Origin of the sequence: Streptococcus sp. HMSC034E12, assembly GCF_001835915.1 — a bacterium.
Classification (GTDB): Bacteria; Bacillota; Bacilli; order Lactobacillales; family Streptococcaceae; genus Streptococcus; species Streptococcus vaginalis.
Genome location: NZ_KV826431.1, coordinates 1 through 13,856 on the forward strand (window position 1 = coordinate 1; position 13,856 = coordinate 13,856).

The 13,856-nt window shown below is 41.3% G+C and carries 18 protein-coding genes; all 18 read left to right on the forward strand.

What is annotated here, in order from left to right:
- The first annotated feature begins 30 nt into the window (after window positions 1-30).
- Window positions 31-516: a terminase small subunit gene (locus tag HMPREF2574_RS02210; protein ID WP_083312988.1), complete on the forward strand. Its 486-nt coding sequence runs from the start codon at window positions 31-33 to the stop codon at window positions 514-516.
- Window positions 506-1,735 (forward strand): PBSX family phage terminase large subunit, encoded by a 1,230-nt coding sequence (locus HMPREF2574_RS02215; protein WP_070812142.1) that lies wholly within the window; start codon window positions 506-508, stop codon window positions 1,733-1,735. Before HMPREF2574_RS02210 ends, HMPREF2574_RS02215 begins: the two co-directional genes overlap by 11 nt.
- Window positions 1,735-3,129 (forward strand): phage portal protein, encoded by a 1,395-nt coding sequence (locus HMPREF2574_RS02220; protein ID WP_070812143.1) that lies wholly within the window; start codon window positions 1,735-1,737, stop codon window positions 3,127-3,129. Before HMPREF2574_RS02215 ends, HMPREF2574_RS02220 begins: the two co-directional genes overlap by 1 nt.
- Complete coding sequence (locus tag HMPREF2574_RS02225; protein WP_070812144.1) at window positions 3,119-4,918, forward strand: minor capsid protein; 1,800 nt, start codon at window positions 3,119-3,121, stop codon at window positions 4,916-4,918. The genes HMPREF2574_RS02220 and HMPREF2574_RS02225 overlap by 11 nt, the downstream gene beginning before the upstream one ends.
- Complete coding sequence (locus tag HMPREF2574_RS02230; RefSeq protein WP_070812145.1) at window positions 4,902-5,213, forward strand: hypothetical protein; 312 nt, start codon at window positions 4,902-4,904, stop codon at window positions 5,211-5,213. The genes HMPREF2574_RS02225 and HMPREF2574_RS02230 overlap by 17 nt, the downstream gene beginning before the upstream one ends.
- A 65-nt stretch (window positions 5,214-5,278) precedes the next feature.
- The gene (locus HMPREF2574_RS10765) at window positions 5,279-5,410 is read left to right on the forward strand and encodes a hypothetical protein (protein WP_257374133.1); all 132 of its coding nucleotides are present in this window, start codon (window positions 5,279-5,281) and stop codon (window positions 5,408-5,410) included.
- A 158-nt stretch (window positions 5,411-5,568) separates the two neighbouring features.
- On the forward strand, window positions 5,569-6,159 hold the full coding sequence (locus HMPREF2574_RS02235; RefSeq protein ID WP_070812146.1) for a DUF4355 domain-containing protein: 591 nt from the start codon (window positions 5,569-5,571) through the stop codon (window positions 6,157-6,159).
- Between the two features lie 6 nt (window positions 6,160-6,165).
- Complete coding sequence (locus HMPREF2574_RS02240; protein ID WP_070812147.1) at window positions 6,166-7,005, forward strand: N4-gp56 family major capsid protein; 840 nt, start codon at window positions 6,166-6,168, stop codon at window positions 7,003-7,005.
- The gene (locus tag HMPREF2574_RS02245; protein WP_070812148.1) at window positions 7,005-7,187 is read left to right on the forward strand and encodes a Rho termination factor N-terminal domain-containing protein; all 183 of its coding nucleotides are present in this window, start codon (window positions 7,005-7,007) and stop codon (window positions 7,185-7,187) included. Before HMPREF2574_RS02240 ends, HMPREF2574_RS02245 begins: the two co-directional genes overlap by 1 nt.
- 4 nt (window positions 7,188-7,191) lie before the next feature.
- Window positions 7,192-7,509 carry a phage head-tail connector protein gene (locus HMPREF2574_RS02250; RefSeq protein ID WP_070812149.1) on the forward strand — a complete coding sequence of 106 codons (318 nt, stop codon included), beginning with the start codon at window positions 7,192-7,194 and terminating at the stop codon, window positions 7,507-7,509.
- A 2-nt stretch (window positions 7,510-7,511) separates the two neighbouring features.
- The gene (locus HMPREF2574_RS02255; protein ID WP_070812150.1) at window positions 7,512-7,820 is read left to right on the forward strand and encodes a hypothetical protein; all 309 of its coding nucleotides are present in this window, start codon (window positions 7,512-7,514) and stop codon (window positions 7,818-7,820) included.
- Window positions 7,813-8,166 carry an HK97-gp10 family putative phage morphogenesis protein gene (locus HMPREF2574_RS02260; protein WP_070812151.1) on the forward strand — a complete coding sequence of 118 codons (354 nt, stop codon included), beginning with the start codon at window positions 7,813-7,815 and terminating at the stop codon, window positions 8,164-8,166. Before HMPREF2574_RS02255 ends, HMPREF2574_RS02260 begins: the two co-directional genes overlap by 8 nt.
- Entirely contained in the window at window positions 8,156-8,545 is a 390-nt protein-coding gene (locus tag HMPREF2574_RS02265) for a hypothetical protein (protein WP_257374135.1), read from the forward strand. Before HMPREF2574_RS02260 ends, HMPREF2574_RS02265 begins: the two co-directional genes overlap by 11 nt.
- Window positions 8,546-8,563: 18 nt before the next feature.
- Entirely contained in the window at window positions 8,564-9,037 is a 474-nt protein-coding gene (locus HMPREF2574_RS02270) for a phage major tail protein, TP901-1 family (protein WP_373878892.1), read from the forward strand.
- A gap of 42 nt (window positions 9,038-9,079) precedes the next feature.
- The gene (locus HMPREF2574_RS02275) at window positions 9,080-9,430 is read left to right on the forward strand and encodes a tail assembly chaperone (RefSeq protein ID WP_070812153.1); all 351 of its coding nucleotides are present in this window, start codon (window positions 9,080-9,082) and stop codon (window positions 9,428-9,430) included.
- A gap of 41 nt (window positions 9,431-9,471) precedes the next feature.
- Window positions 9,472-9,801, forward strand: coding sequence for a hypothetical protein (locus tag HMPREF2574_RS02280; RefSeq protein WP_083312987.1), 330 nt, complete (start codon window positions 9,472-9,474; stop codon window positions 9,799-9,801).
- Window positions 9,801-13,493 (forward strand): tape measure protein, encoded by a 3,693-nt coding sequence (locus tag HMPREF2574_RS02285; RefSeq protein WP_070812154.1) that lies wholly within the window; start codon window positions 9,801-9,803, stop codon window positions 13,491-13,493. The genes HMPREF2574_RS02280 and HMPREF2574_RS02285 overlap by 1 nt, the downstream gene beginning before the upstream one ends.
- Window positions 13,486-13,856, forward strand: a 371-nt coding sequence (locus HMPREF2574_RS02290; protein WP_373878893.1) for a distal tail protein Dit, incomplete at its 3' end; no start/stop codon positions are given. The genes HMPREF2574_RS02285 and HMPREF2574_RS02290, both read left to right, overlap by 8 nt.

Consider the following 13,856-nt stretch of genomic DNA (forward strand, 5'->3'; position numbering starts at 1 on the left):
TCTTTTTAGTTGTCAGGAGGTGATGGAAAATTGAATGAGAGACAGAGACGATTTGCAGATGAGTACATCATCTCTGGAAATGCTTATCAGTCGGCGCAAAAGGCTGGATATAGTGAGAAGTATGCTAAAACCAACTCACATAAATTACTAGAAAATACGAGAATAAAATTTTACATTGATGAGAGACTAGCTGAATTAGAGAAACATAAAATCGCTAAAGCAGATGAGGTGTTGCAAGTGTTCACAAGTATTTTGAGACAAGAGCTGACAGAGGAAGTAACAGAACTTAATCAAATAACTGGCGAATTCGTAACAATCGAAAAGAAACCGTCAATTGCAGAGGTCATTAAAGCTGGTAGCGAGCTTATGAAACGCTATCCAACTAAACTCGAACTTCAAAAACTTAAACTTGAGATTGAAAAACTACAATCACAGGTTGGTGGTTCCGAGGGGCAAGATGAGAAAATCGCTGATTTCCTTGAAAAGGTTAAGGAGCTTATAGTAGATGACAGTTGATTTAAGTAGTCTATACACTCCAAAACAATTAGCGGTTTTGAAGTATATTTGGACACATGATTGGTTTATTTGTGGTTTGCACGGTGCTAAACGTGCTGGTAAGACAGTAGTCAATAATGATACATTTGTCTCTGAATTAAAACGTGTCCGCAAAATTGCTGATAAGCTTGGTATCGACGAACCAATGTACATTTTAGCAGGTACTTCTAGCACATCGATTCAAAATAACGTTTTGCAAGAGCTTTACAACAAATACGGTTTTGAACCAAAATACGATAAACATGGTTCTTTCACGTTTTGTGGTGTAAAGGTGGTACAAGTGTACACTGGTTCTATTTCTGGCTTAAAGCGTGCTCGTGGGTTTACTTCGTTTGGTGCTTACGTCAATGAAGCTTCGCTTGCTAATGAGATTGTCTTTAAAGAAATCATTTCTCGCTGTTCTGGTGAAGGTGCTAGGATAGTGTGGGATAGCAATCCAGACAATCCAAATCATTGGTTGAAAACAGATTATATCGGAAAGAATAAAGACGGAATTATCGATTTTGGTTTTCAGTTAGATGATAATACATTCTTGTCTGAACGCTATCGAGAATCAATTAAAGCAGCTACACCGCAAGGTAAATTCTATGATAGAGACATCTTAGGTTTGTGGACGATTGCTGAAGGTGCTATCTATGCAGATTATAATAAAGATGTCCACGAAGTAGATACGCTACCAGATATGGTTAATTACTTCGCTGGCATCGACTGGGGATACGACCATTATGGCTCTATTGTTGTTGTCGGAGAAGATAGTCAAGGAAATTACTATCTTGTAGACGGCATCGCCGAGAAGCACAAAGAGATTGATTGGTGGGTAAGACGTGCCAAAGAATTTCAGGAGAAGTACGGGAATATCACATTTTACGCAGATTCAGCTCGTCCAGAACACGTTGACCGCTTTAACAACGAAGGAATTGAAACGGTCAATGCTGATAAGTCTGTGATTGCTGGAATTGAAACCATAGCCAAATTGTTTAAAGAGAAAAAATTGTTTATCAAGCGTGGGGTTATCCCTCGCTTTTTCGATGAAATTTATCAGTATAAGTGGAAACCAAATAGCACAAAGGACGAACCATTGAAAGAGTTTGACGATGTGCTGGACGCTCTACGCTATGCTATCTACTCAAAAATTATGGGTATTGGTAGCCGAATTAAAGTATTTAAAGGAGGTTTTTGATGACGCTAGTCAGTCTAAACAAGCGCAAGTTATTTACAACATCAGCAGAAGAAGTGACACAAGAATTAGTGTCAGAGGCTGTTAAACTTCATCGGTCAAATTTGCTTAAAGGCTATATCGAAAATGAAGATATGTATATGTCAAAGCATGAGATTTTGAAAAGTGCTAAAAAAGAGGCTTGGAAGCCCGATAATCGCTTAGTCATTAACTACGCAAAGTATATTGTCGATACATTTAGCGGCTATCAGATTGGCGTGCCGGTAAAAATCACGCACGATGAAGAGATTATCTCTGATTTCATTGCAAATTTTCGCAAAATCAACGACATGGAAGATAGCGAGTTCGAGCTTGCTAAAATGTCCGACATTTTCGGTCATGCTTTCTTGTATGTTTATCAAGATGAGTCAGGAAACACTAGAACGACTTATAATAGTCCAATCAATATGTTTATCGTTCATGATAACACAATCGAAGAGAAACCCTTATTTGCGGTCAGATACGCTTTTAACGAAGGAGAAGTTACAAGCTACGGTCAAGTGATTACTGCTGATGAAGTTATTGACATCACAGTCCAGTTAGGCGGAAGTGTTGCTTTTGGAGAACGAACTCAACACATTTATGACAAATTGCCAGTAGTTGAGCTGATTGAAAACGAAGAACGTCAAGGTGTCTTTGATAGTGTCAAGACGCTTATCAACGCTTTGAATAAAGCAGCTAGCGAGAAAGCCAACGATGTAGACTATTTCGCGGACGCTTATCTAAAAATCGTTGGCGTGGAACTCAAAGATGATATGGCTGACCAAATCAGAGAAAACCGCATTTTTAACTTGTGGAAAAATGGTAGTGATGGAACGTTGCCAGATGTCGGATTTTTGGAAAAACCAAACTCAGACACAACTCAAGAAAATCTGATTGCATTGCTCAAAGATTCCATTTTTGCGGTTTCGATGGTTGCAAATTTATCCGAAGAAGATTTTGGGAACGCTTCAGGAACGGCTCTTGCTTTCAAACTGCAAGCTATGGATAATCTGGCCAAAATGAAAGACCGCAAAATGCAGTCTGCTTTTAATCGATTGTATGAGATTGTCTTTAATGTGCCTATGGCAACTGTTCCAAGTGATGGTTGGACTGGTATCAAGTATAAATTCACGCGCAACGTACCACGCAACATTTTGGAAGAAGCTCAAGTTGTTGGCCAATTGTCGGGTCAAGTGTCTAACGAGACAAAGCTATCTGTGTTGTCAATTGTGGATAACCCACAAGAAGAATTGGCTAAAATGGAAAAAGAGGAAGAAAGCTCTAGTCTATTATCTAAGAAAATTGCCTTGAATGAACGTGTGGCTGATAAAGATTTGAATGTTGGCAGTCAGGAAGTGATTGCAGATGGTCAATGATTACTGGAAGAAGCGCATAGAAGCTGAGCAGTTAGCCAGAATGGAGCGTGACGCAACGTTATCTGACGAGATGACAAGATTGTACAATTATCACTTTAAAGAGCTAGAAAAGGAAATTAGAGCCTTTTCAGAACGCTACGCAAGTAAGAACAACTTGCCTTTATCAGAGGTTAAAGCTAGAGTTGATGGAATGGATGTCAAGGCATTTGAGGAAAAAGCTAAGCGTTATGTTGCCGAAAAAGACTTTTCAGCCAAAGCAAACTCTGAATTGAGCCTTTACAACCTCAAAATGAAAATGAACCGCTTGGAATTGCTACAGTATCAGCTTGATTTGGAAATGGTGGCTTTAGGTGACGCAGAACATAAGGTGACAGAGCGGTTTTTGAATGATGAATATACCCAAGCACTAAAGACACAGTCTGGCTTGCTTGGTCGTTCGGTGCTTTCATCTAGTCAAATTGAAAAGGTAGTTCAAACAACCTTAAACACCTCATTTAAAGGCGCTAAATGGTCTAATCGTATATGGCAACGACAAGACGCTTTGAGGGGCATTGTGGCTCAAATGACAGAAGATTATTTGCTTAAAGGTCGAAACCCGACCACCATGATTAGCAAAATCAGGAAAGAGTTTGGGGTATCTGCTAGCGAAGCTAAACGCTTAGCTGTAACAGAGGGAGCTAGAGTTGCTACCGAAGCGGAAAGACAGTCATACATTGCTAATGGTTACGACGAATACGAGTTTATCGCAGAGCCGAAAGCGTGTGATATATGCAGGCCATTAGACGGCAAAATCTTTAAAGTGGCTGATATGTTGCCAGGGGAGAATGCTGCACCAATGCACCCGCATTGTCGATGCTCGACTGCCGCTCATTTTTCGATGTCAGAGAAAGAATACGAGCGCTTGATTAAAGCAAGTGCTGATAGTCTACAGACAGAAAGTGATAAGCGAGGCGAAAAAACTAAATATATTGAAAAAGTTCCATCTATTGGGACAGGTTTTTCTTATGGTTTAGATTTAACTCACAAAACTTTGCAAAATTTTGTTGACAACGCTAAAAAGTGGTATAATAGTCATATAGAAAGCCAGCTAACCGATGATGAAATTAAAGTATCAAGCAAGGTATTAAAAAAAGTAATAGACAACAGTGCTTATTCTATGCGTTTTAAATATGCGAATATCGATAAACTGATAGAATCTGGCAAGTTTATGAACCAATTCGAAACTGGAACGAGTGGCGGGACTCTCAATGCAAAATACAGAAGACAAGCTACAAAACAATTGTTTGGTTTGTCTGGCAAACGCTTGAAGAAATCCGAGTTTGAAAAGTATGGCTACTTCGGAAACAAGGATGCTATCAAAGATTACACCCACAACTCGACAAGCTGGGGGGGTGTTGGTCAATATGGTGATGTTATCATCCACTTTGTAAAAGACAAAGTGGCGAACAAGACAACATTCACAGTAAACAACAGCCTTGGTCCTGCAGTCTCTAAAAAGCTTGTTGCAGATAACCCAAACAGACCGAATTTGGTTAGTATCGACAAAAGGTTTCTTAAAGAAACGGTAGATTTGCTCAAAACTGGCAAAATCGAAACACCAGAAGAGGCAAGCAAGGTTCTTGGTGTGCGTTATCTCGAAGCGCAATATCATGGTGATGTTAATTTATCGGATGTTTCAAGTATGTATTTTACGAAAAACGAACCAAGCAAGAAGCAAATCCAGTCGTTGAAGGAATTTGGTATTAACCTGTATGTGAAAGAAGGTGATCAATTTGTTCAAATTGAATAAAATCATCGGTGTCGATGAATCGAAAAATAATATATTGGTCACTCTCGAAGATGGCCGTTGCGCTCTAGTCGATAAAGAGAGAAAAGGTTTTGTTGTTGAAATCCTTTTAGATTCTTTTTATAAGTGGATGCCTTTCCCAAATGAACCAACTGCAGAAGATCAAGCAGAAGTTATTGAGATCTTAACAAACCCAAAAGGATTTGGATTTGGCCCTTTGGCAGAAGAATATCTCACAGATGAAACGCTAAAGCACGAATTTGATGCCATGAAGAAGGATGCAGGTTACGCATATTGAATATATAAAAAGTCGTAGATTTACGGCTTTTTTTGTTTGTAAAAAAAGTCAAGTGAGGTGATGCAATGAATATCTGGAATGTCGTATCAGTCACTGCAGGGGTTGTCTGTTTATTCCTTATCCTTTTGTTTGGGTATGCGATGACAATCGGCCTACTGTCAGGGATTGATGAAGTTAAACGCAAAAACAGAGATTGAGAGGTGATCCAACATCTTGACTGGCAGGAATAGACTGCTACTTGAGTTGCATAATTCAAACCAGTCAATTCGACTGGTTTTCTTTTTGTCCGAACTTTGAAGACGTTAAAAGCCAAGGTTATCAGTCCACTCGGGACTTAAAAGGGAGGTAGCCAAAAGTGGCAGAAGAAACGAAAGAACAATCAGTAGTTGAAGAAGTAAATGAGAAAGCTAGCGCTCAAGAACAGACAGAAACTACCGAAAAGACATTCACACAAGCAGAGCTAGACGCTATTATCCAAAAAGAAAAGGCAAAAGCAAAACGCTCAGCAGAAAAAGAATACAAAGCCAAAATGGACGAAGCTGAGAAACTGCGGAAGATGAACGCTGATGAAAAAGCAGAGTATGAAGCAAAAAAACAAGCGGCATACATCGCAGAACTCGAAGCGAAAATCAATCGCAGCGGACTTGAAAAAGAAGCGTCTAAAATGCTCTCTGAGAGCGGTATTGCAGCAAGTGATGAAATCCTTGCCTTGGTCGTGAAAGACGATGCAGAACGCACGCAGGAAGCTGTAAATGGCTTTGCAGAGCTAGTCAACCAACTAGCAGACAACAAGGTCAAAGAAATGCTGAAAGGGAAAACTCCTCGCAAAGTTGAGCAATCAACTGCAGGAGCAATTACCAAAGAACAATTTGACCGCATGGGTTACAAAGACCGCAACGAGTTATTGCATAGCAATCCAGAACTATACGCACAACTGAAAGGATAAACATAAATGACACAAACACAACTTGCACAGATGATTAACCCCGAAGTAATGGCTGACATGGTATCAGCTAAACTTCCTAAAATGATTAAATTCACGCCGCTCGCATACGTCGAACGTGAGCTTGTAGGACAACCAGGAAGCACTATCACAGTTCCTAAATGGGTGTATTCTGGTGACGCTAAAGACGTTGCTGAGGGCGTAGCAATCGAGCCAGACCAACTGACGACTGCTAAGTCTACTATGACTATCAAGAAAGCTGGTAAAGGTATCGAACTGACAGACGAAGCTGTCTTGTCTGGTTATGGCGATCCAGTCGGTCAAGCAACACAACAAATCGCTTTGGCGTTGGCTAACAAGGTAGACAATGATTTGATTGAAGAAGCTAAGAAAGCAACTCAGTTTGTAACGGAAGCTCCAACAACTGGCGCAGCGTTGGATAAAGCCTTGGCAGTGTTTGACGACGAAGAAGATGCAAACTATGTCGCTCTTATCAACCCTGCTGACGCTATTGACTTGCGAGCTGACACTATCAAGAACTGGCTGTCTGGCTCTGAAATCGGAGCTAATACAGTAGTATCAGGAACTTTTGGCGAAACTCACGGTGTGCAAATCGTCCGCACTAAGAAAGTCGAAAAGGGCAAAGGCTTCTTGGTTAAAGTATCACCAACTGCAAACGACACGACCGATGTTGCTAAATACGGCGCATTCGTTATCAATCTCAAGCGTGATGTTGCAATCGAAACAGACCGTGACATCTTGAAGAAAACAACAGTCATCACAGGTGACGAACATTACGGTGTCTATCTGTATGACCCAACTAAGGTTGTTAAATTCGGAGGTGCTTAATGGGGATGTTGCTGCGTAGGCACTACCCGCAAGCTCCTGAGCCAGTCGTAGAGGTGGCAGAAAGCCCCTCTGCGCTGTCTGATATGACGGTGCAGGAGTTACGAGGGATTGCCAAAGAAAACGGCGTGACGGGCTATTCTGGGCTTGATAAAGCAGGTTTAATCAGCGCATTGGAGGAATAATAACATGACGATTATTGAGCAAGTAAAGGCTCTGTTAGGTATCGAGGATAACTTGCAAGATAATCTCTTGTCTGTTATTCAGGACTTGACAGAAGCCCATTTCAAGGCTTATTCAAAGCAAGATAGCATTCCAGAAAAATTAAACTACATAATTGTGGAAGTTATGGTCAAAAGATTCAACAAACTTGGTTCTGAGGGCATGGCTTCCCAAAATGTGGAAGGATTGAATATGTCGTTTGAGATTGATGACTTCGCAGTATATGACAAAGTTATTCAACGGCAATTTTCAAGTGATTTTCAGGCGGGGTTTAAAATGTTATGAGAATGAATAAGCGTTGCACACTTATTATCAAACCAAGCGAAAAACCGCGCTATGACGCTGAATTAGGGAAAATGGTAGGTGGCGGTGAAGTGACAAAGGTAGTACCATGTAACATTGGACCACCCAGCGCACAGTTGCAGAATTTGCTTGGCGATAAGTTAAAAGAAGTTACTAAGGTTGTGAGGGTTAGACAATGTAAAGATAAGGTTGCCCGTATTTTGATAAATGGTCAGCCTTTTTATATTGTCAGAGAGCCTAATCACACCAATGGCATGACTGCTTTTTATGTAAGCGAGGTAAAAAATGGCTGAATTAACTATTAAAGGATCTGAACCATTGACAAAAGCCCTGCAGGCTGCTGCTAACATGAAGGCTCACAAAGCGATTGTGAGGAATTTTGGTGGAAAACTCCAAAACTCAGCTAAAAGGCATGCTGTCTTTACTAAGGGATACGCAACAGGAGCGACTGCACGAAGAATCAACCTTGAAATAATCGACGATGGCCTCGCTGCTAAAGTTGAAGCCAGCACAGAATATTCTGGGTATCTTGAGAAAGGAACTAGAAAAATGGAAGCTCAGCCATTTATGAAGCCAGCAATGGATGAAATTGAACCGCAATTCATAGCGGAATTGAGGAGGGCTGCAATTGTCGATTAAACAACCCGACCAACAAATCCATGATGAACTGATTAAGCGGTCGAATGCATTGGGACTGACTGCCTATCCATTTCTGCCACCGGACGGCACACCTTACCCTTTTATGGTGGTTTCATACACTCAAATTGTGCCGCAACCTACTAAGTCTTATTTGGTAGGAACAGTATCGGCTCAGGTTGATGTGTGGGGAAAAATCAATGACAGAAAACTGATGTCCGATTGGATCGGCAAGCTAATGACTGAGTTTTCCATGATTAAGCAGATTAACAGGACAAGGTGGTCAATGGATTTGTCTAGTCCAACGCAAATCATAAAAGATAACTCAACTCAAGAAATGCTCTATCATGGCATTCTTGATTTAAAATTCAAATTTCATTAAGAAAGGAAAATGATAAATATGTACGGAAAAGATAAAATTTTGATGTTCCGCAAACTTGGGGACAAGACTGCAGCTGCGAAGTTAGCGTTGCAAGTCGAACATAAACTAAAATATGAACGTTCGAATGATGTGAAAAAGACCAAAGACGGTGCTGTAACAAGTGACGGCGGTCTTGAAGCTACATTAGAGCTTGAAGCTGTATCTAGTCGTGACGAACTCAATCTAATGCTTGAAAAATCGGTTTTAGACGGTTTTAAGCTAGAAGTTTGGGAAATTGATTTAGCAGGTAAAAAACAAGGTGAAAAATATCCGGCTAAATATATGCAAGGCTCACTATCTAGTTGGGAAGTCCCAGCGAACGTTGAAGACCTTATCACGGTTTCAACCGAAATGACCATTGACGGGAAACCAGTTGATGGATACGCAACTTTGACAGAAGCACAGCAAAAAGCTGTTCAATACGCATTTGCTGACACTACAGCAATTCTTTAAGAGGGAGATTTCCCTCTTATTTTTTTAAGGAGTTAGAAAAACATGAAACAAATTGAAATCAATGGCAAAAAATACGACTTACATTTTGGGCTTGACTTTATCCGTGAAATGGATAAACGCTACGAAGCTAAAGGAAACGGTCTGACGTTTGGAATGGGTATTCAATCAGCCGTTCTATATTTAAAGGATTTCAACCCAGTTGTTCTTGCAGACATCATTTTGTCAGCCACTCATACACTAAAAACTATTCCAAGCCTTGTGGATATTGAGGCATGGATTGAAGAGCAAGGTGATAATTTAGAAAAAACCTTTGATGATTTTTTATCTGCATTAAAGACTGCACCGATGACAAAGCTAAAAGTCACAAAAACTCTGGAAGAAACGGGTCTGTAAAAACAACAGTATCCAACAGCTCGCAAGAAGTTTATGAGGATATGTTAGCTACTATTTTTGGTTTGTTTGGCGTGACAGATTTTATAGAGGCGCAAAGAATGACCGTGAAAGAATTTAGAATAAGAAAACGCGGCTATACGATGAAACGCCTTGAACGCGAGCAAGAACTATATGTGCAGGCTTATCTAAACCGTATCGTTAAAGCTACCGACAGAAATGGTAAAGAATATATTTACAAGAAATTTGATGACTTTTACGATGAAGCTAAACGAAGAAACGCTGTTTTGGGTGGTAGTTTCGGAACGCCTGTCAATAGCGATCTAATAGCTATCGCCAAAAGAATGAAAGAATACGAGAAAGGAGATTACTAATGCCATCATCATATACAGTAGAGGCAATATTAAAAGCAAGAGACAGCGGATTTTCTAGCGCTTTTAAAAATGCTGAAAAATCAGTATCAGGTTTAACGAGCATGGCAGGCAAGGTAGGCTCTGTCTTTAAATCTGTTCTTGGGGCAAATCTGATTAGTTCCGCGTTGACATCTGGCATCAGCTCTGTTACTTCTGGCATTTCGTCGATGGCGGGAGAATTGAATAGCTCTCAAAAGGCTTGGAAAACTTTTGAGGGTAATTTGCAAGCTTTCGGACGTTCAAGCGAACAAATAGCTGCTGCTAAATCCGAAATGCAAGATTTTGCGACTAAAACCATTTATTCAGCTTCCGATATGGCAAGTACCTACTCTCAACTTGATGCAGTTGGTACTAAAAACGTTGGTAGCTTGGTTAAAGCCTTTGGTGGTTTAGCGGCTTCAGCGGAAAACCCAACTCAAGCCATGAAATCATTGTCTACTCAAGCAACACAAATGGCAAGTAAGCCTAAAGTTGCTTGGATGGATTTTAAAATCATGATGGAACAAGCGCCCGCTGGTATGGCGGCAGTTGCCAAAGAGATGGGCATGTCAACTGATGAATTAGTAGCCGCTGTTCAAGACGGAAAAGTTAATACCGAAGAATTCTTTGACGCCATGAACCGTGCAGGGAACTCTGACGCTTTCCAAAAGATGGCTACGGAGTTCAAAACGGTTGATCAGGCTATAGACGGGGCAAAAGAAAGCCTCTCTAATAAGCTCATGCCAGCCTTTGAGAAACTCAATCAGTTTGGTATCAAGGCAGTCAATGCTTTATCTGACGCTCTTGAAAAAATTAACTTTGACAAGCTGGCTGATGGTCTAGGTAAATTCCTAGATGGCATTAATGTCGAGGGTATCATCTCAAAGGTTAGCGGTTTTATCTCAGAGTTAGTGACTAAGGCTCAAACGTTTTGGGCTGCTTTCGCTAATACTGGGGCAGTAACAGCTTTTGTCGGTACTGTTCAGAGTATCGCTGGAGCTATCAGCCATGTATGGCAGAGCTTAACAGCTACGGAGGTGCTAACTACTCTAGGGACAGTGCTAGGTAATATAGTGAAGTGGCTTTCTCAGGCTGCAACCGCAGTAGCTGACTTTGTTTCAGGCTTAGACCCAAGCATTGTCCAAGGATTTACCAATGTTCTAGTTGGTGGTATTGCTGGACTTCTAGCCTTTTCAGCAGGTACAAAATTAGTTTCTACTGGAATGAAAGGTTTGGACTTTATCAAATCGTTTAACCCATTCAAACTGTTTAAAAAGAATGCTGAAGATAGTCTGGACGGAACAACAAATAGCGTTAGTCGCTCTAAAAGTACGATTGCTCAACTTTTTAGTGGTTTAACAAATCTTATCAAGGGTGTAGGTACATCTTTCAAATCCATCTTTGATGGTATAGGCAAGACTCTTACAGGTTTAGGTAAGACTTTTGAAGGCTTTGGAAAAGGTGTAGGTGCAGCGCTAAAAGGATTGATGCAAGGACTAAAAGGAATAAATCCCGCAACATTGCTTTCGTTCGGTGCAGCGATAGGTATTGCAGCGGTCGGGATTGGTGCTGGAATTGGCATTATTGTGGCATCGCTATCTTTATTGGCTGAACACAGCGCAGGTGTGTCTGTGATGATACAAGCATTGGGTACAGCTTTTGCAACAGTAGCAGCAGCAATTATTGGTGCTTTCGCTCAAGCAATTGTAACAGTTTCTGGTGTATTGCCAGTTGTCACAAGTGCATTAGCTAACCTAGCGCCTTTGGTGGTTGCGGTCGGTGTAGCCATTGGTGCAACAGCACCAGCTATTACAGCGTTAGGCGATGCTTTCACCTCAATTTTAGGCACGCTTCCACCAATCATTACAGCGCTTGGTTCGGCGATTTCTCAAATTGCTACAGCTATTACACCAATCGTTGGAATTATTAGTAGTGCTTTCGTTCAGATTGTGACAGTAGTCTCTAATGCGATTGTTCAAATCATCCAAGCGCTCGCTCCATTCATTCCATCAATTACTGAAATGGTGGTTGCGGTTGCTCCCGTGCTTTCTCAAATCGTAGATGCATTCAACAACTTAATCAGTCAAATCAGCCCAATTATTGACTCGATTTCAAACTTATTCAAAACACTTGGTGAACAAATCAGTAACATCTTGGATAGTGCCAAAGGTGTTATCACTGGTTTTGGTGATGCAGTTCGCAATGTTTTAGATGGTGTTGCAGGGATTTTTGACTCAATGGGAAATGCGGCTCTTAATGCTGGTAAAGGTGTTAAGCAGATGGCGCAAGGTATCAAAATCCTTGTTGACCTTAAACTTGGTGACTTGGTTGGAACTTTGGCGGCCGTAGCAACTGGTTTAGCGGCTATTGCTGGCTCAGGTATCGCCTCAGCGGGTCCAGGTTTGCAACAGGCAGGAACTGGGTTGAAGCTCATTGCTACATCAGCTCAGACGGCTAGTGTGGCCATGCAGACACTCCCTAGCGTATTCAGTACCCTTAACTCAAGTGTAGTCTCATTGCCAGGAGTAATGACTACAGCGGGGTCTGCTATGAGAACTTTTGCTAGTGCTGTTATGACATCTTTTGTAGGTCTTGCAGGTTCAACGGCTAGCATTACAACTCTACAAAGCAGAATTACAACCTTGTCTACCTCAATGATGATGGCGCAAGCTGGAGCCTCTGCAATGTCAGCAGGCTTTATGGCAATCACTGGTATTGTGGGTGCTTTAGCTGGTGTAATAGGTTCAATCCCTAGTCAATTTACAGCCATCACTAGCTCAGCGGCTATGGCAACAGCTGCAATCATGCAACTAGCCACATCAGCGCCAATGGTTGCCTCAGGCTTTGCTAACATCTCAAGTGCCGCTACCTCATCAATGAGTCAGCTTAACTCTGCTGTACGCTCTGCCATGACACAAGCAGTCTCAACCATGCGCTCAAGTATGCAGCAAATGGTGTCAGTGGTAAGGCAGTCAGCAACCCAGATGACTCAAGCAGGTCAACAAGCAGGACGAGGCGTTTCTACTGGTGTGACAAACGGTATTCGTTCGGGTGTTGGCTCAGCTACAGCTGCAACATCCAACATGGTCAGCGCGATCCGCTCAACGGCGATGGCAGGTGTTGGGTCAATGCGTTATATTGGCGCTATGATCGGTCAAGGTCTCGCTGCTGGTATGTATTCAGCGTTGGGAGCTGTTACGGCTGCGGCTAACGCTCTTGTAGCACAAGCAGAACGTGCAGCACAAGCTAAGGCTAAAATCCACTCACCATCGCGACTATTTCGCGATGAAGTTGGGCTATTCATCGGTCAAGGTGTGGCTGTCGGTATCGACCAAAGCACTAAATTTGTCACAAAAGCCATGAATAATATGTTTGATGGTATCGAACAATTTAATATGCAAGTAAATGACATGATGAGAGATAATTTGGCGTATAACTTTGATACGGGACGTTACTCAAGTTCGGTTGAAATGACATATCGCAAACAAGACAGCGAGCAGGCAGAAATCATCAAAGAATCGTTGGCTGTAATCAAAGAGCTTGCTTCGAGAGATACTGTTATTAAGGTTAATAGCAGAGAGTTTGCTAGAGCAACTGGTGATGATATAACCGATTATCAAAACGGAAGACAACGACTTGAAAATCTAGTTTGGGGGATAAAAGATAATGTCTAAATTTACATTTAAGGGTGTTGATTTGTCGCCTTTTTTGAATATTTTAGAAATTAAACGAACAATTGGGAATGAACGCATACTTACAACTGAAGATTTAGTTGAAACCGGAGTAGACTTACAAGAAGTCTCTTACGGAGCCAAAATAATTAAAATTAAAGTAGCTTTAGCTTCACGCGCTATGGAATCTCAAATGTTTGTTGATACGATTGAATACCCTGAAATTGAGGACACAAACCTAAACGCTCTAAGAGAACATGTTGCAATGTTGCTTTCAGCGAAAGAACCTTATAAATTGGAATTGCCAGACGAACCTAATCGATTCTATTTTGCTATCCCAAAAGGAGACATAGAACTTGAAGGTAT

What these genes read in the sequence shown, in the direction of transcription:
- HMPREF2574_RS02245 (WP_070812148.1), top strand. Translation starts at nt 7,005, where the DNA reads ATGGGGATGTTGCTGCGTAGGCACTACCCGCAAGCTCCTGAGCCAGTC.
- HMPREF2574_RS02240 (WP_070812147.1), top strand. Translation starts at nt 6,166, where the DNA reads ATGACACAAACACAACTTGCACAGATGATTAACCCCGAAGTAATGGCT.
- HMPREF2574_RS02280 (WP_083312987.1), top strand. Translation starts at nt 9,472, where the DNA reads ATGTTAGCTACTATTTTTGGTTTGTTTGGCGTGACAGATTTTATAGAG.
- HMPREF2574_RS02250 (WP_070812149.1), top strand. Translation starts at nt 7,192, where the DNA reads ATGACGATTATTGAGCAAGTAAAGGCTCTGTTAGGTATCGAGGATAAC.
- HMPREF2574_RS02215 (WP_070812142.1), top strand. Translation starts at nt 506, where the DNA reads ATGACAGTTGATTTAAGTAGTCTATACACTCCAAAACAATTAGCGGTT.
- HMPREF2574_RS02220 (WP_070812143.1), top strand. Translation starts at nt 1,735, where the DNA reads ATGACGCTAGTCAGTCTAAACAAGCGCAAGTTATTTACAACATCAGCA.
- HMPREF2574_RS02275 (WP_070812153.1), top strand. Translation starts at nt 9,080, where the DNA reads ATGAAACAAATTGAAATCAATGGCAAAAAATACGACTTACATTTTGGG.
- HMPREF2574_RS02255 (WP_070812150.1), top strand. Translation starts at nt 7,512, where the DNA reads ATGAATAAGCGTTGCACACTTATTATCAAACCAAGCGAAAAACCGCGC.
- HMPREF2574_RS02285 (WP_070812154.1), top strand. Translation starts at nt 9,801, where the DNA reads ATGCCATCATCATATACAGTAGAGGCAATATTAAAAGCAAGAGACAGC.
- HMPREF2574_RS02225 (WP_070812144.1), top strand. Translation starts at nt 3,119, where the DNA reads ATGGTCAATGATTACTGGAAGAAGCGCATAGAAGCTGAGCAGTTAGCC.
- HMPREF2574_RS02270 (WP_373878892.1), top strand. Translation starts at nt 8,564, where the DNA reads ATGTACGGAAAAGATAAAATTTTGATGTTCCGCAAACTTGGGGACAAG.
- HMPREF2574_RS10765 (WP_257374133.1), top strand. Translation starts at nt 5,279, where the DNA reads ATGAATATCTGGAATGTCGTATCAGTCACTGCAGGGGTTGTCTGTTTA.
- HMPREF2574_RS02260 (WP_070812151.1), top strand. Translation starts at nt 7,813, where the DNA reads ATGGCTGAATTAACTATTAAAGGATCTGAACCATTGACAAAAGCCCTG.